15 protein-coding genes are annotated in these 22,769 nt (G+C 34.2%); 5 read left to right on the top strand and 10 right to left on the bottom strand.

The genetic code is table 11. From position 1 onward, the window contains the following. Positions 1-142 precede the first annotated feature (142 nt). The gene (locus F6K23_RS19880) at positions 143-424 is read left to right on the top strand and encodes a Uma2 family endonuclease (protein WP_367267761.1); all 282 of its coding nucleotides are present in this window, start codon (positions 143-145) and stop codon (positions 422-424) included. A gap of 196 nt (positions 425-620) precedes the next feature. Here F6K23_RS19880 and F6K23_RS19885 read toward each other — a convergent pair whose 3' ends face one another. Then, positions 621-791: a hypothetical protein gene (locus tag F6K23_RS19885; protein ID WP_293159022.1), complete on the bottom strand. Its 171-nt coding sequence runs from the start codon at positions 789-791 to the stop codon at positions 621-623. A gap of 194 nt (positions 792-985) precedes the next feature. Between F6K23_RS19885 and F6K23_RS19890 the strand changes: the two genes are divergently transcribed. Beyond that, the gene (locus tag F6K23_RS19890) at positions 986-1,309 is read left to right on the top strand and encodes a PAN domain-containing protein (RefSeq protein ID WP_293159024.1); all 324 of its coding nucleotides are present in this window, start codon (positions 986-988) and stop codon (positions 1,307-1,309) included. Positions 1,310-2,287: 978 nt separating this feature from the next. Here F6K23_RS19890 and F6K23_RS19895 read toward each other — a convergent pair. Continuing rightward, on the bottom strand, positions 2,288-4,027 hold the full coding sequence (locus tag F6K23_RS19895) for a hypothetical protein (RefSeq protein WP_293159026.1): 1,740 nt from the start codon (positions 4,025-4,027) through the stop codon (positions 2,288-2,290). A 254-nt stretch (positions 4,028-4,281) separates the two neighbouring features. On the opposite strand from F6K23_RS19895, the gene F6K23_RS41950 reads away from it, so the two are divergent. Both F6K23_RS41950 and F6K23_RS19900 read left to right on the top strand, forming a co-directional pair. Next, positions 4,282-4,512, top strand: a complete 231-nt coding sequence (locus F6K23_RS41950) for a transposase (protein WP_367267762.1) — start codon at positions 4,282-4,284, stop codon at positions 4,510-4,512. Between the two features lie 743 nt (positions 4,513-5,255). Next, complete coding sequence (locus F6K23_RS19900) at positions 5,256-6,242, top strand: methyltransferase domain-containing protein (protein WP_293159028.1); 987 nt, start codon at positions 5,256-5,258, stop codon at positions 6,240-6,242. Positions 6,243-6,619: 377 nt separating this feature from the next. Here the strand turns inward: F6K23_RS19900 and F6K23_RS19905 are convergent, their stop codons facing one another. The 8 genes from F6K23_RS19905 to F6K23_RS19940 all read right to left on the bottom strand — a co-directional run bounded on the left by F6K23_RS19905 (position 6,620) and on the right by F6K23_RS19940 (position 21,395). Beyond that, the gene (locus F6K23_RS19905; RefSeq protein ID WP_293159030.1) at positions 6,620-8,830 is read right to left on the bottom strand and encodes an AAA family ATPase; all 2,211 of its coding nucleotides are present in this window, start codon (positions 8,828-8,830) and stop codon (positions 6,620-6,622) included. A gap of 234 nt (positions 8,831-9,064) precedes the next feature. Beyond that, positions 9,065-9,661 (bottom strand): hypothetical protein, encoded by a 597-nt coding sequence (locus F6K23_RS19910; RefSeq protein WP_293159032.1) that lies wholly within the window; start codon positions 9,659-9,661, stop codon positions 9,065-9,067. Between the two features lie 147 nt (positions 9,662-9,808). Further along, on the bottom strand, positions 9,809-11,218 hold the full coding sequence (fumC, locus tag F6K23_RS19915) for a class II fumarate hydratase (RefSeq protein WP_293159034.1): 1,410 nt from the start codon (positions 11,216-11,218) through the stop codon (positions 9,809-9,811). 147 nt (positions 11,219-11,365) lie between these two features. Beyond that, on the bottom strand, positions 11,366-12,565 hold the full coding sequence (locus F6K23_RS19920) for a response regulator (RefSeq protein ID WP_293159036.1): 1,200 nt from the start codon (positions 12,563-12,565) through the stop codon (positions 11,366-11,368). Positions 12,566-13,103: 538 nt separating this feature from the next. Further along, positions 13,104-14,312, bottom strand: coding sequence for a PleD family two-component system response regulator (locus tag F6K23_RS19925; protein WP_293159038.1), 1,209 nt, complete (start codon positions 14,310-14,312; stop codon positions 13,104-13,106). Between the two features lie 2,338 nt (positions 14,313-16,650). Then, positions 16,651-19,347: an AAA-like domain-containing protein gene (locus F6K23_RS19930; RefSeq protein ID WP_293159040.1), complete on the bottom strand. Its 2,697-nt coding sequence runs from the start codon at positions 19,345-19,347 to the stop codon at positions 16,651-16,653. Between the two features lie 1,124 nt (positions 19,348-20,471). After that, positions 20,472-20,606, bottom strand: a complete 135-nt coding sequence (locus F6K23_RS19935; protein WP_293159042.1) for a hypothetical protein — start codon at positions 20,604-20,606, stop codon at positions 20,472-20,474. Between the two features lie 636 nt (positions 20,607-21,242). Beyond that, the gene (locus F6K23_RS19940) at positions 21,243-21,395 is read right to left on the bottom strand and encodes a hypothetical protein (RefSeq protein ID WP_293159044.1); all 153 of its coding nucleotides are present in this window, start codon (positions 21,393-21,395) and stop codon (positions 21,243-21,245) included. A 911-nt stretch (positions 21,396-22,306) separates the two neighbouring features. On the opposite strand from F6K23_RS19940, the gene F6K23_RS19945 reads away from it, so the two are divergent. After that, the gene (locus tag F6K23_RS19945) at positions 22,307-22,744 is read left to right on the top strand and encodes a helix-turn-helix domain-containing protein (RefSeq protein WP_124144036.1); all 438 of its coding nucleotides are present in this window, start codon (positions 22,307-22,309) and stop codon (positions 22,742-22,744) included. Positions 22,745-22,769: the final 25 nt, after the last annotated feature.

Consider the following 22,769-nt stretch of genomic DNA (forward strand, 5'->3'; position numbering starts at 1 on the left):
CTCCCTGGTTCACCAACAATAGTTGTGCCACTCACTTTTTTATGTTCTATCTATTAATTTGTTGGCTAAAATTTTGATTATCGTTCATGTATCTTTTCGTACTACATTGTGAAGTGCGGAATGTGGGATTAATAGTCAGTCAATTAAGTTAGTAATTGAAGTTGTCAGTAGCAATTGGAGCGATGATTATGCTCTCAAACTAGATGCTTATGAAATTATGGGCATTAAAGAATATTGGATTGTGGATTATTTGGGATTAGGAGGAAGAAAATTTATCGGTTATCCCAAACAACCAACTTTTACTGTTAATATTCTAGAAAATGGAGAGTATAAATCTACTCAATTTAAGGACAAACAGCTCATTCAGTCTTCTATTTTTCCGGAATTAAAATTGACTGTGGAGCAAATTTTTCTAGCAGAATAATGTAAGCATTCAGCCGTCAGCTATCAGCTATCAGCTATCAGGTATTGTTTTTAGTTTTAGATAAAAGCTTTACTAATTGAGTCAGAATTAAATCTTACTACAAAAACTGTCTAAAACAGTCTATTTTCATTAAAACCCTGTCCTTTTTCTGAGAGCTGATAGCTAATAATATACAATCCGGTTATATAGTATATGTTCATAATTGGTGTCTACACTTCAATCTCCCCATCTCCCCATCTCCCCATCTCCCCATCTCCCCATCTCCCCATCTCCCTACGATACAATAACTATTCAACCGGATTCTATATAACTTTTTGCGCAGCATTCCGTAGGAAATGCTTACAGAATAATACCAAATAGTTTTCAACTAAAATCCTTGGAAAGATTCGTCCAAGATTATCTCTATAGATATTGCTTGATGAAAAGTCAATTATTGAGTTGTTTGAGAAGGAAAAATTAAGAAAATATTAGAGAAAAAGGTCTTCATCTGAGGGAAAGGTAAAAATGTTATGAAAAGTTCCTTTTGAAAAGCACCCAATATAAGGATAAACGAAGAGACAAATGGAAAGATTGTGGAAAATTATCGCAGGAATCATGCTGGTCGCATTGGTTTTTTTCGGTACGATGCTGGCAAATGTAACTTCAGCTCTTGCAGACGATATGGGGCCATTGTCCCCTGATGTATTTATCCGAGGGCGAGGACTTGCTGTTACCGATGTTTATGGCCCAGAAGAATGTTCTAACTTATGTGAAAATGATTCTGAGTGTATAGCAGTGAATTGGTTTCGACCTACATCAACTTGTACGGAGTTAATGGCTTACTTTTCAGCAGAAGTAAATCCAGACTACATTTCTGCATTAAAACCCCAAGGTTACAGTGACTAATCGCAATCTGGGGTTGTTGACATCCTCCCAACGCTGCTCTACGAGACAGCGCGGGATTCCTAACCATCGCGCTCTTAGATCTTTCTGCTGCCTCTTGCAGAGGAGCTGCGCTAACAATGCACCAGCCTCCAAGGTCGATCCTCTTTTCGGTCTAAAGGCGCGCTCCACAGACTGACACTGCTAGCCCAGCAGCCATATTTCTAAGTCTAACACACTATTGACGAAACCGCAAAATTGATTGGTTTTCATCCCGACGCTCCCCTTCGGGAGAGCGCGGGTCTTCAACCAACGTTGAGATAAATTAGGGTATAATATTAATCTTACAGGACTTACGCAGTACCGCTATATATAGAGTATAACTTCGTAATTATTCTAGATACAATCACTATAATTAGTGCTGTTGAGTAAGTCCTGTCTTAATTACTTAGGAGTCAACCCACCCCTAACTCCTCCCAGGAGAGCTATCCCTGATAAGGAACTCCTGAAAAGCTTGTGGGGAGCAGGGGAGAAGGGAGAAATAGTCAATAAAGCTTGGCAAAACTACTTAACTTATCCAAATAAATGTGCTTTTAAATACATTTTTTCTCAGGAAAAAGCCTTTTGAAGGCTTATACATAATTTATATGTTTTGTCAAGTTTTATGTGAAGTAAAGATGTTTATAAAGCATAGCCCAGGAGGGGGAGAACGGAGTCAGGAGGGAAGAAAGAAGAAGAAATAAGGAATAGAAGGAGAAAGTTTTTTGTTGACTGGCGCACAACGCACGTTAACGCGGAGTGCGCAACGGAGTTCTATCCCGCTCTTATCTGGAATGATATCATACCTCAAATCACCAACGCCTGCAATCTTAGACCCACTTTACAACTTCGTTAACGCTAGGCGAAATCTTTGCGTAGCATGACTTTCCGTATTTCATATTACGACCAAGAAAACTAGCTGTTTGCGGAGTATTCCGGCAGGGAAATGCTAAAAGCTGATAGCTAGTTAACTATTTGAGTTTGATTCAACAAAAAAGCTTTAGCAGTTTCAGTATCAAATGCCCAAGCTTTAACTTTAACTCTTCCTTGAGGAATTTCTTCAACAGTAAAAGACTTTTGCCAACCTGAATCTAAATAACTTGAATTATCAAAATATTCCCTGACACTAGGTCTCGGCATTCTCTGATTAATTAACTTAAATATTATGTCTTCTCCCTCGGTATTTTCATAAGTTAAAATCACACCATCAGCAACTTCATTTCTTTCCGGTAAAATTGCCCAACCATTAGCAACATAAGTCCCATAGTCAATTTTATTAACTGTATCAAAATAACCATAAATTACATCTGTTTCTGTCTCTCCAGCAATATCTTGAATATTCTTACTCTTAATTAAACCCGGTTGCAAAAAACCTAATTTATCTAAAATATTAGCTGTCTTTCTCAGAGGTTCTGGATTTCTTTTGGTCACCAAACATTCATTTTGCAGAATTACATTTATCATTAACAAACAAGCCTTACTTTGTAATAAAATTACTCGGCGATCGCTCATCCTCTCTACAGCATTAATTGTAGTATTAATATGCAAGAATACAAAAACACTAACCAAAAAGTATGAACTATATTTAATCAACTTTTTCTGAGGCAATTTATGAATATTTAACTGCAAAAAAATAGCCAACAAATAAACCAAAGAAACCATCAAATATAAAGAAAAAGCCGTATATCTTGGAGCCAAAGATTGTTCGACACCAAAACCAACTCTACCTACAGCAGTTACAGCACCACTAATAATTCCATAAACCCCAATTATTAGCCAGCCAATTAAACGATGTAACAATAAAAAATCTGTTTTAACTAACCAAAAAAATTTCCAACCTAAAAACAGCCAAAAACCAAATACCAAACCTCCAACTATTGTCGCCACAGTTAAATTTTCAAATCCTAAAGGAGCGCCTAAAAAAGCTAAAAAATAATGAACTGTCTCAACTGGGTGAGCTATAGCAGATAAAAAACTCGGATGTTTATCGGGCTTTTGATAATCATAAAAATATACGACTAAATTAGCAACTAAACCCAACAACCCACCGATAATTATCCAAATATTCTTAGTAAAAACTTCCTCAAATTTTCCAGAAGCTAAAATTGTCAATGCTGGAAAAACTAATACCCAAGTTAACATTCCATTGGCATAAGAAAAAGTGCTAACCGCACAGAGACAAAAACAAATAATAAACTTAGTTCTTAAACTCAGTTTTTTCTGGGCAATAACCAAACAACCAGTCAAACAAGCAATAGGGATATAAACCACAATTTGAATTCCCCAAAGCCAATTTTCATATTGGGCAGGAGAAAAAATTAGTAAATTAGAAATTGCCAAGAGCAAAAGTTGAGTAAAAAGACTAGCCCTAACAGTCAACCTATTTAAACAATAAATATTGAAAGAAACAACACAAGTCAACAGAAATATCACCAACATTTCATATCTGACATCCCAATTAGTCAAATAAGCTAAACCGATAAAAATTAGCCTGGGAAAAAATTTTCTACTTTCATGGAATTGAGCAAATAAATCGCTAAAAGATAAATTTCCAGCATAGATTTTCTCAAACATTACTGCTAGAGGCCATTGGTCAGAAAAAGGAAAATTTACACTATATTTTAGGATGCAAATTCCCATGAATAAAACTGGCAAAAAAATCAGACATAAAATAGGAATTTGTTGGCGCGTTAACTGCTGCATAGACTAGAAATATTTTAATTGATGACTATACTCAAGAGCTTTTCAAGTTTAATAAACTCCAGGTATAACAGATAATATTAGATAATTTTCAGACGAAACAAAGGAAAAATGTATTTATAGAACCCCTGAGTGGGATCTTTTAGGAATAAAGTTATACTAATGAGCGATATAGCTGCCGCTAGGCTCCGCCAACGCCAACTAGCATGAGAAAATGCCAGCCTTCAAGCAGTTTAACAGACAAAGAATAGGTTCTGATCGAACCACTACTACCTAAGAAGAAGAAAACTCGGCCACAAAAATGGAGCAACAGAGAAATCTTAGATGGTATCTTGTATCAACTTAAGAATGGTTGTAACTGGTGTAACTTACCCTGTATACTTACCTCCTTATTCAACAGTATTTTGGCAGCTACATTCAGTGGCGAGCATCAGGGAGAATTGAGAAGGTTAGAGATGTATTGCATTCTCAAGTATATCAACAGGTAAAAAAAGCCAGATGGACAACTTTAATCATCATTGATTCACTTATCTGTAAAAAATACCTGTAATGCTAGTATCAAGTCAATCATGATTTTGTTTTTACAAATCCACGAACGGAATTAAGCGACATAAGCGCGTTAGATAGTCTCGGTTTTCCTTCTTGCTCCGTCCTTACTCTGAGGAAACCTCAGAGCGGGCAGTGCGCTTTTTTTACTTATTGCAGCAAAGCCAATGTATCTGACGATCAGGGATGAATAGAAATGTTGTCAGATAACATTGATTACTTCAAGTCCAAACCTTTTAACCCATACCAAAATTACTATTTTACTTGACAGGTTTCAACAATTAATAATGAATAATGAATAATGAATAATTACCTTTCCTTGAAAAGAAGAGGATTGACAAATTCATGAAAATTTTTCTTCACAGGAGTCGATTGGATATGGCGAGGAGACCTCGCCATCCCTCGACCGCTTATTATCCCCTTAAAAGGGGAGGCGCATACCCACAATTTTTCGGTAAAAGCTTGACCAAAAATTTTGTTTGCGCAGCATTCCGCAGGAAAAGGATTCTTAAAAAGACTACAGCTAAGATTAATCAGTGTTTGATCCGATTGATGCTTGAGAGATTGGCGATCGCATAGATACCACTCAGGGGTTCTATAGCATGGTATGCTGACGCGAGGCCGCACCACTGTTCCCTGTTCCCTGCTATAAATAAAATGGTAAATAAATAATCTGGTTTGATAAATGTTCTTATATTACCTATTGGGATTTCTACTTTTACTTTTGGTGCTAGGTATTGCGCTTTATTTTCTCACCCCTCGCAGTTATGAGTCGTCTGAGACGGTAGCTAATTCCTACGATGAATGGACTCAAGACGGTATCCTAGAATTTTACTGGGGCGAACACATTCACTTGGGTCACTATGGTTCGCCACCACAGAAAAAAGATTTTTTGACTGCCAAGTCTGACTTTGTCCATGAAATGGTGAAATGGGGAGGGTTGGATAAACTATCTCGCAATACTACCGTTTTAGATGTAGGTTGTGGCATTGGCGGCAGCACCCGTATTCTAGCAAAAGATTATGGGTTTGACGTTACAGGAATTACGATTAGTCCTAAACAAGTACAACGTGCTCAGGAATTAACCTCGGAAGGAGTTGATGCTAAATTTCAGGTGGATGATGCTCTAGCACTTTCTTTTCCAGATAATAGTTTTGACGTAGTTTGGTCGATTGAAGCAGGACCTCACATGCCAGATAAAGCTAAATATGCTGAAGAAATGATGCGGGTATTAAAACCTGGTGGAATATTGGTTGTAGCTGACTGGAATCAGCGAGATGATCGTCAAAAACCACTCAATTTCTGGGAAAAACCTGTAATGAAACAGTTATTAGAGCAGTGGTCTCATCCTGCTTTTTCTAGTATTGAGGGTTTTTCGGAACTGATAGCAGAAACTGGATTAGTTGAAGGGGAAGTAGTAACAGCAGATTGGACACAGGAAACTATTCCTTCTTGGTTGGATTCTATTTGGCAAGGTGTAATTAGACCTCAAGGAATGATTCGCTTTGGTTTATCAGGGATAATTAAGTCTATACGAGAAGTACCTACCTTGTTACTGATGCGTCTAGCATTCGGGAGTGGTCTTTGTCGTTTCGGAATGTTCCGCGCGGTCAAGGTTAGTTCAATATTATCATCAACAGAAAATACTCAAGCTGAAGTAGTTAAAATGTAATATTTGTCGGTATCTTTGACAGATTTGGGAAGTTAGTTACTGGGAGTAATATCAAATCTGGTAGCATTGGTCTAATTAGATTCATAGTGTGGAGACCCACCCCTAACCCCTCCGGTGGAGGGAAAGATGGGGAGATAGAGAAAGATTTAGCAATGGCGCTTTAATGGAACATTTTTTTATACCGAACCCAAGCGGATTTGATATCAAAAGCTTAAAACTCAGACAACGCAAGATTTTTCTGTCTTCCTTCTTCCTTCTTCCCTCTTCCTTCTTCCTTCTTCCTTCTGCTTTGGAATCGGAAAACTTAACTGTTTCGCAATGAAAAATAAATCACAAATTTTGGTTGACTAATAGATTTTAATTGAGATATTTAAGATTTAATTACTACTACCGATTTCTTTGATAATTTCGCAAATTTCTGAATCAATTTTGTCTTTATCCATTAAAGCTGCCATACGAGAAGCATCTTTTTTTTTGTTAAAGCGAACATTATATATCTGACAAACTTGATCGAGTAATAAGTCACCAGGAACTATATCCAGCTTTTTATAATTCCAGTTTTTCTCAACTTTAGATAAGATTTTATTGTAAATATTTTCTGTATCTTTCTTACTTTCTTCTAGCTTTTTAAGATTACTGTTAATTTCTAAATTTATTCTTTCAACAATTGTATTGGTATCCGAGTATTTTAATAAGCTTTGTTCAGAGAGATAAATTAGCTTAGGTAGTTTTTTAATTATCCTTTTATCAATCGAAAGTTGTTTTAATTTTTCTGCACATTCTTCTATTTTATTGGAAATTTCATCTATTTCCGGTATTTCCGGCAAATCATCTTTTGTTTTTCCTTCCAATTCTTTTTTTGACTGAATAAACTTTCTGATTGTACTAGGACAAATCAAGTAATTTTCTATTTCCCTCTTACTGAGAACTTTTAATTTTGCGTTATTTCCTAAAAGACTTTGTAACTTACTAACCTCTGAATCTTCTTTTTCATCTCTATCTAATAAAAACCACATTTTGACTTGACGTTTAGTCAGAAAAGATAAAGTTGTTTCTGTGGCAAAATGTGCAAAATTTCTTACCCCACTCATAATCACAAAACCTACATTAGCTTGACTAAAATTAACGCCTAGTTTAGATGCCCATTCCCGAATCACATCTTCATCAGATTTACCTTCAACAAATACCAGGCGATCGAACATAAATAAGGAACTAAGTCTAATACCAAGTTCTTGAGGTATTTTAGTTTCTGCCTCTTGAATATCTAACTTTTGAATTTGAGTTGAATCTGGTTTAGATACTAAATAAACATTTTGCATTTCACCAGTATCTAAAAAATTTGTAGAGTGAGTTGTTAAAAGAATTTGACAGCGAGAACTAATACCTTTTAAATAGCGCATCATACTTATTTCAAGAGCGGGATGAAGATGAACTTCTGGTTCTTCAATCAGCAAAATATTAGGTTGTTTAGACTCAAAATCAAAGACTAATCTTAAAGCTTCTCTAATTCCAGACCCATTGACTTCTACTAGAAAATTATCAACATCTAACTCTGGACCATGTTCTCCTTGAAAGGCATCAATTTCAATTCCCAATAGAGAAGAAAAAACATCTTGAATATTAGTGAATTTTTCTGTAAAACCTCTTGTATTTTTCAATTTTAAAAAACTCTGAGCATCATGCTGGTTTATAGGTCTACGTTGCTCTTTTAAATGAATTACTTTCAGTTTTGATACTAGATTGATAACTAAAGATTCTTCTTCCATTAAAAGCTTTCGTATATTTTTTGGTGCTTCTTCTTTAAGCTCATTTAAATATTTTATAGTTGATTCTATAAATTGTTCGTAACTTTGTGATTCTTGGTAAAAATTTTCAATTTTCGATATGATAATATTTGATTTACTTATATAGTCTTGAAAAAAACCTTTACTAAATTCATCAAAAGAATCATCAGTAATATCTTTATATTTACAATTTTCACTCCATGTTTTGCTTGCTCTTGTTATGATTTTATTTATTTGATTAACGCCTGAAAGTTGCTTATTATTCTCCACTAATTGCTGATATACTTCCGTTGCTGCACCATCATCAATATTTAATATAACAGTTTCATCACGATAATCTATATCATCAACACAATTTCCACTTAGCTTAATTTGAGTTACTAAACTAAAACTTTCGGGAGGAGGAAAAATTTTTAAAGTCACTAAAAGCTGTTGAATATATTCAATATTGCCTACAGCATTTTTCATTTGTGGTGCTTCATTAATAACTTTCATTAAATCTTTTTTATCACTGGATTCAAGTCCGAAAATCACTACAATTTCTATAGGTGAATCAGTTTCTTTATTGAAAAAATCTATTTCTTTTTTGAGGGTATAATCAAGTGTAATTATCTTGCCATCCTTAGCATCTTTAAGATTTTTCAACAAGGTATTAATTTCTACAAAAAAAGTATCAATAGCTAATAGGATGCTAGACTTACCAGAATTATTTTTACCTATGAAAACATTAAAATCACCACAATCTTTAAGCTCAACTTCTTCAATACTGCGAAGTCTTTTAATCTTAACGGAATGAAGCCTCATTATTTTTTTCCTGAATACTAATCAATAACTGAATTATATATGTTTATAATTGCTAAAAATCGCAAACCATTATTTTTCTCTAGAACATAATTTATTAAATACTTGTTCCGTGGAGGCTAGTAATGAAATCATTAGACATATCCAGAAAAGAGGGAGTAGGGGAAAAGAATGGATGATTTGTGTCCGATAATTGATTTAGTCCCTTAATATTTACTTCATAAATCAGCTATAAGTTTATAAATCAGGATAATAATAATCCCACCAATTACCATATATTTTTACTATTCCATCTGACCCGTCATTGCGTAGATATAAACAATTTTCTTTACCAGGAGGCACATAAGCAATACCAAATTCATCAAACATAAAGATACCAGTTTTAAAGAAAGTACATCCTTCGCGTTGGCGAATGGACTTAACATAAAACCATCCAATTCTGGTATTGTATTGACATAAATTAGGATTATTTACACAATTAATTAAAGCAGATTCAGATAATTTTAATCTAATTGTATCTGTATAAGCTGCTAATAAAATGTAGGAAAAAATTAATAATGGTACTCCTATGGCTTTAATTAAAGTTTTTACCGGAGAATATTTCAGTTTATTTTTTTTGAGAGAATATATTAACATTCTCACAAGTTCTATGACCCAATAAATGCCGATAATTAAACAAAAAATTAGAGCAATTATCAGAGCAATTAAATATACTAAAAATTCAAGGGTAGACCTATAAATTAATATAAATTGCCAACCTTGAGCTAGAGGTACAATTAAACAAAGAAAAAGTACAATTATTTCCCAATAACCTTTGATTAGTTTAAACTTCAAAATTAAATCTTCTAAAACATTAAAATTTAGATAAAATCGTAAAATAAGCGTAGGTTGGGTTGGGGTAGGAAACCCAACCTACGCTTATTTTTTTTGGGTTTCCATGATTTAGTCAATAAAAATATTACTACATACTTTTTCCTCAAACTAAGTCGAAGGATGAGTCATATTTTTAGGAATTACAATCTCGTCAAATTCCTCCGCTGAAACATAACCCAATTCCAAACAAGCTTCCTTCAAAGTCAACTCTTTCTCATGGGCAAAATGAGCTACTTTCGCCGCATTATCATACCCAATTTTCGGACTCAAAGCTGTCACTAACATCAAAGACTGTTCCAAATAAAATTCAATTTTTTTCTGATTTGCCTGCAAATCAACTAATAGAAAATCAGTAAAATTATTACAACTATCAGCAATCAAATTAATCGACTGAATCAAATTAAAAATCATCATCGGTTTATAAGTATTTAACTCAAAACTTCCCTGAGCGCCAGCAAAAGCGATCGCTGCATCATACCCCATTACCTGAGTTGCCACCATCGTCATTGCCTCACACTGAGTAGGATTAACTTTTCCTGGCATAATTGAAGATCCTGGTTCGTTTGCAGGTAAAATCAACTCTCCAAACCCACACCGGGGTCCGCTTCCCAACCACCGAATATCATTAGCTATTTTCAGCAGCGAACAAGCTAAAGTTTTCAAAGTACCACTCGCCATAACTATTGGATCGTGGGCAGCTAAAGCAGCAAATTTATTAGGTGCAGACACAAATGGCAACCCAGTTATTTCACTAATATATTTTGCAGCAAGTTCGGCAAAACCACTAACTGTATTTAATCCCGTTCCCACCGCAGTGCCACCTAGAGCGAGTTCATACAAACTTGGCAATACATCACTAATGTATTGCATATTTGCATCCAGTTGCGCCACATATCCAGAAAATTCCTGCCCCAATGTTAACGGTACAGCATCTTGCAAGTGAGTACGCCCTATTTTTACAATTTCGGAAAATATTTCTGATTTTTCCTGGAGTGCATCGCGCATCTTCTTAACTTTCGGCAGCAACTTTTCCTGTAATGCTATTGCTGAGGCGATGTGCATAGCAGTGGGAAAAGTATCGTTAGATGACTGCGACATATTAACATGGTCGTTGGGATGTATTGGTATTTTGCTTCCCATTTCTCCACCAGCAATTTCGATCGCCCGGTTGGAGATGACTTCGTTGACATTCATATTGCACTGGGTGCCACTTCCTGTCATCCAGACTCGCAGGGGAAAGTTACCATCTAGTTTCCCAGTAATTATTTCTTCTGCTGCTTGAGAAATTAATTTTGTTTTATCTTCTGGAAGTTTGCCGAATTCATGGTTAGTTTTGGCGGCTGCCTTTTTGAGAATGGCGAATGCTTTGATGACTTCTGCTGGAATATAGTCTTGCCCAATGGAGAAGTAGATGAGCGATCGCTGAGTTTGAGCGCCCCAATAACGATTTGTTGGTACTTCTATTTTTCCCATGCTATCGCTTTCAATGCGCATTTTGGGCGACATTAATTCTGTCATTAGTATTTTTATGATATGGTGTATCTTTATATTTACTTACATCATTATCTTTTATGGCACTGACTTAGTTAAATTTTTATTTTTTTGTTTTTATTTATAAGAATTTTATGGTCAGAAAATTATCTGATTATACTATTTTTATTCTCTTCAGCATTCAGGTGCCAAAGCTAAAGATTGTGAAAGGTTATTTTTATTTTGATATTCCTGTTTTTTTAACTTTAAATATTTTTCTACTATGTCTAAGATTTTTTTTGCATTTGCTGGTTTTCTTAAAAAATCTGTTGCCCCTGCTAATAACCCCCTGGCTCGATTTAGATAATTATCCTGTCCAGTATAAATAATAATAGGAGTTTGTTTATAAATTGAAGCTTTCCGCAAAAAATTACAGAGTGCATAACCATCAACTTCCGGCATAGCTAAATCCATAAATATTAATTCAGGATTTTTTTTAGCCATTAATCCTACCCCTTGCATTGGGTCAGTAATTTTCTCAATTTTATAACCTTTAGGCATCAAAATTTGTTCTAAAAATTTACCTGTTGTTTGTGTAGAATCTATACAAGCTATGAGAGGTCTATAACGATTTGTTGAACAGTAAGCTAGGCGTAATTGCTCTAATGGAGAAGGTAAATCTGGTATAGCTCTAACTTCTATTAAACCTTGTTTAAAAAAATGATACATAGTACGGGTTGTTAAGGCTAAACATTGCCTTTTTTGAGCTGTAATATCCCACAAGGTATTTTCACCATTAAATTTACTAGTAAGAACCTGTATAGATTCTTCACTGAGACGACTGTGTAATTTTATAGATTGTTTAACTACCGGAGCTTGTTCTGGAAAAATATCATTAATACCTATTTTTTGCCAGCGTTCCCAAAGTTTTTGTGCTGCCTCTATAACTTGCTTTAATTCTAATGGAGATAATGCTAAGTTGGAACAAATTTCTGATGTTAATTCCCGATCGGATTGCCAGTTGAGATTTAAAATTGACTGACTTGCTAAAGCAAAGAAAATTTCATAGCTGCTACTACGGATAATTGCTTTAGCTTGTTTTATAGTTATTTGTTCTTCAGTAAGACCTTGTTGAAGAAGCTTATATTCCCATAATTCTTCAGTAGATAGTAAACTAGCGTTAAATTTTAGATGCTGACAATATTGACTAATTGTTCTGTACCAACGTCTAGTTTGATGTAATCCTCCTGTGGCATATAACATTTGTCCCCGACAAAAGTAAATCTGCCATTTTTCTTCGCCATTGTCTAATATTAGTTTACCTGTTGCTTGCTTGTAACTAAGTGCAGCCAAAGCATTCCATACTTGATTACATCCTATATTAGTTATTAACATAATTATTCTATGTTATATTTGCTATATAATTTTATCTCTAGTTTAATCATACAATCAAACTTTTTCTATAGGGTTTAACCCTCTACTGACTATTTTATCCATGATTAATTATTAAAAAATTAATTTTTCTGAAAATTTTACTATAAACATATAGATTAACTAGCTGTAAGCTATCAGTTACTAGCAGTCAGCGGGAATAGTCCATATAAAAAAGACATCTAAAAGCTTGGATTAAAATCCCCGACTTCTAGCTTTTCGTTGAATTTTATGAGGGGTTGAAATCCCATTCTAAAAAGCTGAATACTAAACGCTCTCTCGCTGTTTGTGGAGCATTCCATCAGGAAATGCTTTTTAATAATGTTGATTTAATGATTTTATTAAGATTACTTTTTTAATATATTTTAGGAGATATAACAAAAAGATTAAGCGGGTAGTCGTGATATGGTTTATATAGAAACACTAGATTTTACAAGTGCAAAATTGTGTATCAAAATTATCATTAATGAATAATTAACTTATAATTTATCGTAATTTAGTGTTAGCTTCCTACAGCCATAAAAGTGAAATTATATGTTTGCCCCAAAGTGCTTTTTGAATCATTTGTAGAATGTTTAGGATTGACATACTTTTCCACAACTTCTACAATTTTTTCTGGGTCGTAAGATTTACACAGGTAATCATTAGCACCTACAATTCTAGCTCTAGTCCGGTCGATAATACTATCTTGAGTTGAAAAAAATACAATTGGTATATCTTGAAAGGTAGTAGTTTTTCGTAAAAACTCACATACTGTATAACCACTAACTTTAGGCATAATTAAATCCAAAAAAATCAAATCAGGTTTACATTCTTCCAAAAGAGCTAATCCTTTAATTGGATTTTGAATATGCAAAATTTCATATCCCAGTGGCTGGAGAATTTTACCCAGTAAGAAACCAGTACTATAACTATCATCAATACAAGCAATTTTGACTTTATCAACACTCTTTTCTATGGCTGGCAAGTTAAATCTTTCTGAAGGTGGAAGCCAATCTTCTACCTTCAGAAAATCAATTAAGCCTAGTTTTTCAAAGCTATATAAACTACGGGTAATTACCTCTAATGACATTTTCATTTCTAATGTAATATCCCAAATTGTTCGTTCGCCATTGAGTAACTTATCGATCTTCAAAACAGACTCTGATTTTTCTTGATTGAATAGCTTATTTCTATTTTTAATAATTGGCACAAGATCGGGATTAATTTGCCATAAACCTTTATCTTGTAAAGATTTTAAAAGTATTTTTGCTGAAGCAAGAACTTCTTTAATTTCTCGCCTTGATAACAGTAAATTTAAAGTTGTTTGAGAAGTGGAATGTTTCTGTGGATGCCATCTTCTTGTCAAACCTGCTTGACTAATGATAGCAAAGAAAACTTCTTCAGTAATAGTACGCAAAATTGCCTTAGCTTCACTTAAAGTTATCTGATTATCACTAATAGCTGTTTGCAACAATTTATATTCCCATAGTTGAACATTTGTTAACTGATTAACTTCAAATTTAAAGTTAGGACAATGTTTTTTGACAGCTCTATACCAACGTCTGGTAGGGTGTAACCCACCACTTGCATATAAAAGATGACCAAATAGGAAATAAAGTTGCCACTCTTGATTGCCATGAGCGACGCTCAACTTTCCGGTAACTTGCTTTTTGCTGACTATACTCAGGGTATTTGCTAGCTTAATATAACCAATAGTGGGTGCTGACATAATTATTTAACCTTTCAAATAATCGTAATATTTAATTTTGCAGTATTAAGCAGTAGAGCAGCATGATATAGACATGGTTTTTATTGTTTCATATTTCCTTCATTATGTCATCGCTTGTTATACTGAGTTTTTTTAAGAATTGTACTGAAATATCAGGGTTTTCTCGGAAACTTTTTGATTTACTTGTAGCAGGAAATACTTAAAAGTGGGAAAAAAGTTTTCTTGTATTCAATTCATCACTACTCTATATACTAACTAACTCAATATTTACTAACAATATTTATTACTAACCACATTCTCTACGGATTATACATCCGCCATTCAGATTATTTTTTAATTATTTTTTCACCAGATTCATAATATTAGATTTTAGGTATAGCAATAGACAAATAGGTTAGGACATAGATTGATCAAGATTTTTAAACAGGGAAATATTTTTCCTACTGTTCCCTATTCCCTGTAATATTTTATATTTTCAACATTGATTTAATTGTATCTCATCTCAAACTCGGTTAATTGTATACCAGTTTGATAGATATTTGCTACAAATAAATAAATTATTTCTTAGGAGTCAACCGACCCCTACTGCTCCCATGAGGGGAAGTCAGTCCTCAGGTAGGGGAGCTGTCGGATTGGCGAGGTACAGAATAAATAGCTTTGATACCATTTATTAGGTTTATTAGGTCAGAATTTATATTTTTAGTCCAAGGGACATCTTTGATCAAGTCTTTATAATTGCCTAAATTAATTAGTAACATTATTTTTCCAAATTGGTAGTATATAATTAATGTTTCGTAATTTTCATAATTCACTTGCTTGCAAATTGTTATAATATTAAGTTTCATGTAATACTTAGTGTGATTCGTTCTAGAAAATACGATTTGTGTTGAATCTACACTTAAATCCTTGTAAATTAAGTGTTCTATAAATTATCAAATCAGCTCTCCAAAGCAATAATATTTAACTTAAATAAATTAGTTAGGTATTAGCATAATAAATAAAGATATTAATGTTTGAATGCGATGACAAGATTGGCGATCAAATGGAAAAGTTATTGTTCCTATAGGAGTACGTTATTTGAGTTAGGACAATAAATTTGAGTGAAAAGGGAATAAGGAGTAGGGAATAGAAGAATGTCCGTACCCTATTTGCGTAGTGCTATATGTAAAATTGATAAAAATTAGTTTTAGAAGTAGCTAAAGAGTTAAGTGACTATGATTAGCTATTAGTTTCATTTGCAAAAATACCAGGCAAAAATAGGCCTATTATTAAACTTTTCTAATTCAGCAATAAGTCTAACAAACTCCTGCTTACAGTGCTTTTCAGATTGATGAACCAGATCTTCACAACAAAAATCGTGTAGGGGCGAATGGCCATATAACCTGACGGCATGGGCTTCGCAATTGCGCCCCTACTGTGGTCTACCCAAACGAAAACCGCTTTCAATAATGAATAATGAATAATGAATAATGAATAATTACCTCTCCTTGAAAAGAAGAGGATTGACAAAGGGATGAAAATTTTTTTTCTCTTGGTCGATTGGATATGGCGCAGGTTTCCTCGCCATCCCATCCTAACGGACTGCTCCGCAAACGACCGCTTATTATCCCCTTAAAAGGGGAGGCTTTAAACCACAATTTTTCGGTAAGATAAATAATTATTATCTCGACAATAATACAGTAAATAATTATCGAAGCAAAGAGTTTTTTATTTACTCCCATAAAACAGTATCCATACTATTGACTCTTCTTGAGGTAATGCAGCTAATAAATTTATCGCATTATGTAGTTTATTAGCAACATAAATATGCTTTACATATTCAAATTAATCACTATTTTCCTCAAAATAACGTAATTTAAGCTATTATCATGGTGATTTAAGAATAGTATCATATAGTATTTTAGTAATTATTTATCTGATATATTGAGGAGTCAGGAATCAGGATCAAGGAAGGATGAGAGTGGAAATTATCTAGGGATATTTCGGTATTTTATGTCTGTATTGAGTGGAAGTATAGAGTGGGATAACGGTATAACCATATTTCATATAAGTTGTGAACAATTTAACTTTATTCCAGTCTTGTCTTCAGAGTAACTTACTAATCTATTAGCTATCCATCTTTCCCATTCTTTTGTTAACTTTTTTACTTCTTTATTCCTGTTTCTAGAATAGATCATTTGAATACTGACCAGCTTAATGAATTCCATAGTTCATTTTGGACTATTTTTTCTTCTTGATCATAGAAGTAAATCCACAATTTATGTGATTTCTATATCAACAGCTAGCCGCAATAATAGTTTGTAATTTCTATTGCCGATATTAGTATTAGTATTTTATTTTAACTCTGACAAAATTCTACTACTCTCATAAAATAGTTAGGTTTTCCTACTAAAAAACTACAACTTTTACTTAAAAGTTCATCTAAATCTTCCACAGACCTTAGCCAAACCTTGCCGTTACTACCAGCAACAGCAATTTTTTTGCTATCTGAACTAAAACTAATACTAATTACATTGTCCATAAATTCAAATTGACTAATCTGCCGTCCTGATAAATTCCAAAGTCGCACAATACTATCAATTCCAACAGTAGCTATTAACTCTCCATCAGGACTAAAACTAATTAGCTTAGTATCCAAATGTAAACTTTGAAAATTGTTCATTAATTTTCCTGTAGAAATCTGCCACAATTCCACTACTCCATTTGATGTTGCTGTTAGTAAAAGCTGAGGTTGAGAAATGCTAAAATTCATACTAATAGCTTGCACATTTAGAGTTTGGAATTGATTTTCAGATATATTCCATAATCTAATTGTAGACTTTCCATCTAATGTTGCTAGAAAATTTCCATTAGGACTAAAACTAACAGCTCTAATCAAACCATTATCATTCAAAATTGAATCAGATAATATAGTTATAGGTGAGGATGATACATTCCAAATTTGAATAGGAATATCTATGCCAGAAGTTGCTAAATACTTACCATCAGCACTGAAACTAATACTATTAACTTCAGTTTGAGATATCTCTAATACATATAATTTTTCCCCTAATAAATTCCAGATTTTTACAGTACCATCACTACCAGCAGTTGCTAAATATTGACCATTAGGATGAAAAATTAGATTATTAACTGATTTTTGCTCTGTTTGCCATTCTGTAATTTTTTTGCCCTCAAAATTCCAAATAATTACTTTTCCATCTACTCCTGCTGAAGCTAAAATATCTCGATTCGGTCTAAATTTAACACTGGTAACAGCACCTTGATGACCTTGCAGAATAATCTTTCTTTTCTGAAGAAAACTATCTTCAAATTGTTTTTGTTCGTCAAGTTTATCCAGAATCATTTGTAGTGCTAATATCGGTCGAGTTGCAGGATATTCTGCTAGAGGAATATTGTTATTAACCAAATCTTTTAATCTTTGTCCCGCAGATATTGCCTTGGGTAAAGCTTCAAACAATGCTTGATTTGTTGTTGACTTTTTGAACATTGCTAATAACAGAGCATCGGTGCCAGTTTGTTCAATTTCTCGACTAGATTGTGCCAATCTAAATCTCTGATAAGCTAATAGGGAAAAACCTATTGATAAAACTAAAGATGTGCCAAGGATAGCAGAACCTATGGAAATCCAACGTTTAGCTTTTTGTTGTGCTTTTGCAACTTTTGCTTGAGCTTTTTTAGTTTCTATTTTTGTTGATTCTAAGGCTTCTACTTGAGCATCTAATACTAATCTTTGGCTAGTAGTCAAAAACTGAAAGTCTTGATTTCTTAAACTTTTTCCGGCTGCCCAAACTAAAGCAGATTGTAAATCTTCCCCTTGCAATAAATAGGATTTATCTTCACAGTTTGAATGAAGCCATGCTTTAATTTTTGTAGAATAAGGAGGTAGTTTTTCTAACTCTTCATTAATCATTTCCTCGTGAAAAACTGTAGCATATATCGGATTAGCCACAGTTAATTTACTATCTCTTCTAACTACCAATCCAGATAACCTAAGTTCCATTTGTTCAGGACTATCATCGGCAACTATTCCAGCCAAATCATTCTGTAAAATTTGCTGATATAACCCTAATCTTCTGACTATTCTTTCATCCTTTCTGAAAAGGCGATCGCGAATAGTTTTCAAATGTTCTGGTATATCTTTTGCCTCCCAATTATGAATAATTTTAGATTTAATTATCTCCTCTAATTCGATTTTGGGATTAACAATTACAGTTCTATTTTCAATGATAATTTTACATACTTTTTGAGTTAAAAACGGTTGTCCATTCGTCCACGACAAAATCTCTTTTAAAACTTCCTCTGGCTGCTGACAAATTTCAACTAATCCATCCACCAATGATAAAGCTTCATCAAATTTAAAACCAGCTAGTTCAATAGCTCTACCAATATTAAAAGGCGTACTATTTTTGTCTTGACATAAATCTTGAGGCGTACTAACTCCTAACAAAGCAAAAGTTAAGCGATTATATTCTTGATTATTAGCACGTTTATTATAACAAGAGCGAATAAATACAAAAAAATCATCTACCGGAAAATCTAGAGCTAGAATACTATCAATTTCATCAATAAAAATCACAATATTGCTCTGGATTTTTGTTAGTAATATCGTTTCAATAAATTCACTTAATCGTTGTACGGGTGTCAGATAATTTCGTTCTCGCCACCAGGTACGAATATTTATATATTCTGAGAGATTAAAATTATTTTCCAAGATGCGAAGAATACCTGCATACCACTGCTCAGGAGTAACTCCCCGATTACCTATTTCGGAGATGTCTATTGCCACACAAGAAATACCTTCTTGCTGTAATCTTTTAATCGTTCTAACTTGCAAGCTAGATTTTCCCATTTGACGAGAGTTGAGAACATAACAAAACTCACTTATTTTGAGATTTTTATATAAGTCTTCATCTGCTTGTCGCTTGACGTAGTTGGGTGAATTTCTGGGGAGACAACCACCGACTTGATAATAGGATTTTTGTGTTGAATCATTCATGGTAATAATGTATTTATCAACTAAGTTAACAGTCATAACTTTCCTCAATCTAACCGAGAAAAGCTATAAGCAGTTGTGCAAAATTACAGCGTATTCGGTGGTTTATGAAGTTGTATGCAACGTCCGTACAGAGTAGGGGATAGGAAAGAATATAGTTTTTTCCATCCTGAGTATTTTCTTCAATAAGCTTTCATTATTTGGACTCTCAACTACTGTGCCACATTTACATGGAATCTGCTGTAATTTAATATTTGGAGAAAGCAAAGAAGTTAGAAATGTCTATTAGATTAGATATCTCCGAAAAAAATATAATGATGATATTTTAAACTTGAAAAGGTAAGAAGGAGTGAAGAAAAAGGGAAAAGAGAAAGATGATAAAATAGTATTTTTATTAATATAAATCTGGTGAAAAAGATATAAACTTTTTGTAAAAGTAGGGAATAGGGAATAGGGAATAGGAAATAGGGAAGATATTTTTAGGAAAAAAACACGAAAAATGATTTTTTTAGTTATTACAGTTTATAGCAAAGAAAGGGCAAGTTTATTTTCTGGAGATGTCTAATATTAATTAGGACTTACGCAGTAAAACGTATTTTCGTCCGAAGCGACCGACAGGGTTTGCGGAGTAGTCCGGAACGGATAGCAATCTCAAATCCTAGTTTTTCGTAATATAGCGCTGTGCGCAGGCAACAGGCAACAGCGGTGCGACCCCGCGACGACGCCAGTTGCAAGCGGTCAGACCCCGCGACGACGCCAGTCGCAAGGGAACGCTGACCAAGAGAGGGAACGCGCACTCCTGTGAGGCAACAGCTCATCTGGGGGAATAAATTGCCGATAATATAAGACTTTCAGCTATTTGGCCTTTCCTGCAATTTGTAAATATACCAGCGCTCATTGCTATACCAATTTAAAAAAAGAATGTTACGAATAGTAAGAGGAATAAGAGGAATAAAAAGACAAATGCAGGATATGTACTTTGACAAAGCAGTCAAGGGATGGCGAGGAAACCTGCGCCATATCCAATAGACCAAGAGAGCGGTGCGACCCCGCGATGACGACAGTTGCAAGGGAACGCGCACCAAGAGAGGGAACGCGCACCAAGAGAAAAGAATGATTTACGACTTAAAAAATGGTATTGAAACCATTCATTCTGTACGTCGTCAATCCGACAGCTCCCCTACCTGAGTTCTGATATCAAATCCGTTTAATTCGGTATAAAAAAATGTTCCATCTTCAACCATTACCAAATATTTCTTGATCTCCCCATCTCCCCACACTTCCCACCCTTCCCACACTCCCTACCCTCTTGATCTAATTACACCGATGCTACCGGATTTGATATGACTTCCCCTCCTGGGATGGGTTAGGGGTGGGTTGACTCCTAAGAAATATCCTAGCTATTTGTAGCAAACATTTATCAATTTGGTATAACTCATGCGTAAGTCCTGAATATATATAGCGCTACGCGCAAGGCAACAGGCAACAGATCCGGAAGGCAATAGGGAAATACAAAAGGGTTTGTTGCTTCTATTCATGTCAAACACCTTAATGCGTAGCGCTATATATAGAACCCATTTGGTATCTTCATAAATATTAAGTTTTTTAGCCAGGAGACAGGAGACAGGAGACAGGAGACAGGAGACAGGAGACAGGAGGTAAGAGGGAAGAAGAAAGATGTGGGGAGAAATAATACAAAAAATTCAACACTCCTTATAGCTGATTTTTCCTCAAAATTGATCCGCGAAAAGACTTGACTACCATAATTATATAGATCTCAAATGGGTTCTATATAGCGTTTCTCAAATTGCTGAGGTAGAGTTATTTTTCTTGTTTTCTATTCTGTGTTTCCCGTATCGTTAACGATAATTGTGCGCAAACTAACGGCAGTTTTGTGCTTCGCGAAGCTTCCTCTAATATCAAATCTGCTGAATTCAGTAAAAAAAATGTTCCATCTGAGCGCCATTGCCAAATCTTTCTCGATCTCTCCATCTCTCCACATTCTCCTCCTGGGAGGGGTTAGGGGTGGATATCCATACTCCCCACACTACCCCACCCCCCATCTCCCCATCTCCCCATCTCCCCACACTCTTTATAACATGTTCGTACTTTATCGTTTGTGTAAAAGTTAGCGTGAATATCTACAGAAAATTTAATTAAGTTTTTTCGGACTTTTAAGTCTTCTGTTCTAGATAACTAAAGCTTTTTTCCTTCTTCCCTCTTCCTTCTTCCCTCTTCCTTCTTCCCTCTTCCTTCTTCCCTCTTCCCTTATTAAGTAAATTGAAAATTTTAGGTAGAGACAGAATATAACAATAGGCAATTCATAAATATAGAAGCACTGCCAATAACAAATCATTTTTGGTAAAATACCTGGCTATTATTATCTTAAATTTGCGTAGTAATTGAAAAATAACTTCAGAATTATAAGAGCAAGACAGAAAATTAATTACTCACTAACCGCTACTTCCAGCAGATAAAATTACTTCATAAGACTAGGGTAATCTATCCATATTCTCAACAGGGATCAAATTTTCTATACTCAACTAAATTTGCATATTAAATGCTTAAAATTATATTTTAATCATAATTTGAGTTGAATATTATAAAGATTTTGTAAAGATTTTTATAAAAAAAGTAAAGATTTCGTGAAGTTAAAAAATTATCTGAATTAAGTCTTTTATGTATTTACACAGATATTATAAAATGATATAGTATATGTAGATAAGTAACTAAACCGTAAACAATACAACTGCAAAGTTAATAAAATTAACAGATATTTCTAACATTAAGTGTTAGTCCGTAAATTAAAAATTACGGTTAAACTGCTCAAAGAGGTTTACTACCTTAACTAAGAAATCATCTCAAGTTGTAACGGTCGATTTAAACTTTACAGGGTCATCTATTTCTGGGATAGCAATTGCGTTGAGCAGAACAGAGTTCTATTGCTTCCCAGAGTCGAGCTACTAACATTTATTACTCCCTGATAAAGTAAAAAAAGATGCCTAAAAAAGCCTATCTCAAATCTCACCTGAGTGAAATAGAAATCAAAACACGTTATCTCCAAACTAGAGATAGAGTAGAATCTCGACGCTGGCACCTTTTGTGGTTAGTGTCTCAAAAGTGGACGATTAAAGAAGCAGCTAAAGCTTTGGGTCTTAACTATGATTATGCCAAAGATATAGTAAAAAATTACAATCAACAAGGACCAAATGCTATTTTGAATCGACGGAAAACTCGGAAATTTTATCCTTCTCATGCTTTACTGACACTAGAACAACAAGAACAATTACGCATAGCACTCAAAAATCCACCCACAGACCAAGAAACCTGGACTGGACCGAAAGTGGCAGAATGGATTGCGAAGACTATTGGACGCGATCGCGTTTCTCCCCAACGTGGATGGGAATATATGAAACGATGTAGTTCCAATTCCTAAATTTCCTGAATATACCAACGTTTAA

Source organism: Okeania sp. SIO2C9, from assembly GCF_010672455.1.
Taxonomy (GTDB): Bacteria; Cyanobacteriota; Cyanobacteriia; order Cyanobacteriales; family Microcoleaceae; genus Okeania.

Excerpts from the sequence above, each read along its gene's own strand:
- F6K23_RS19920 (WP_293159036.1), bottom strand. The coding sequence starts at position 12,565 with ATGTTAATAACTAATATAGGATGTAATCAAGTATGGAATGCTTTGGCT.
- F6K23_RS19945 (WP_124144036.1), top strand. The coding sequence starts at position 22,307 with ATGCCTAAAAAAGCCTATCTCAAATCTCACCTGAGTGAAATAGAAATC.
- fumC (WP_293159034.1), bottom strand. The coding sequence starts at position 11,218 with ATGACAGAATTAATGTCGCCCAAAATGCGCATTGAAAGCGATAGCATG.
- F6K23_RS19925 (WP_293159038.1), bottom strand. The coding sequence starts at position 14,312 with ATGTCAGCACCCACTATTGGTTATATTAAGCTAGCAAATACCCTGAGT.
- F6K23_RS19930 (WP_293159040.1), bottom strand. The coding sequence starts at position 19,347 with ATGACTGTTAACTTAGTTGATAAATACATTATTACCATGAATGATTCA.
- F6K23_RS19900 (WP_293159028.1), top strand. The coding sequence starts at position 5,256 with ATGTTCTTATATTACCTATTGGGATTTCTACTTTTACTTTTGGTGCTA.
- F6K23_RS19905 (WP_293159030.1), bottom strand. The coding sequence starts at position 8,830 with ATGAGGCTTCATTCCGTTAAGATTAAAAGACTTCGCAGTATTGAAGAA.
- F6K23_RS19890 (WP_293159024.1), top strand. The coding sequence starts at position 986 with ATGGAAAGATTGTGGAAAATTATCGCAGGAATCATGCTGGTCGCATTG.
- F6K23_RS19895 (WP_293159026.1), bottom strand. The coding sequence starts at position 4,027 with ATGCAGCAGTTAACGCGCCAACAAATTCCTATTTTATGTCTGATTTTT.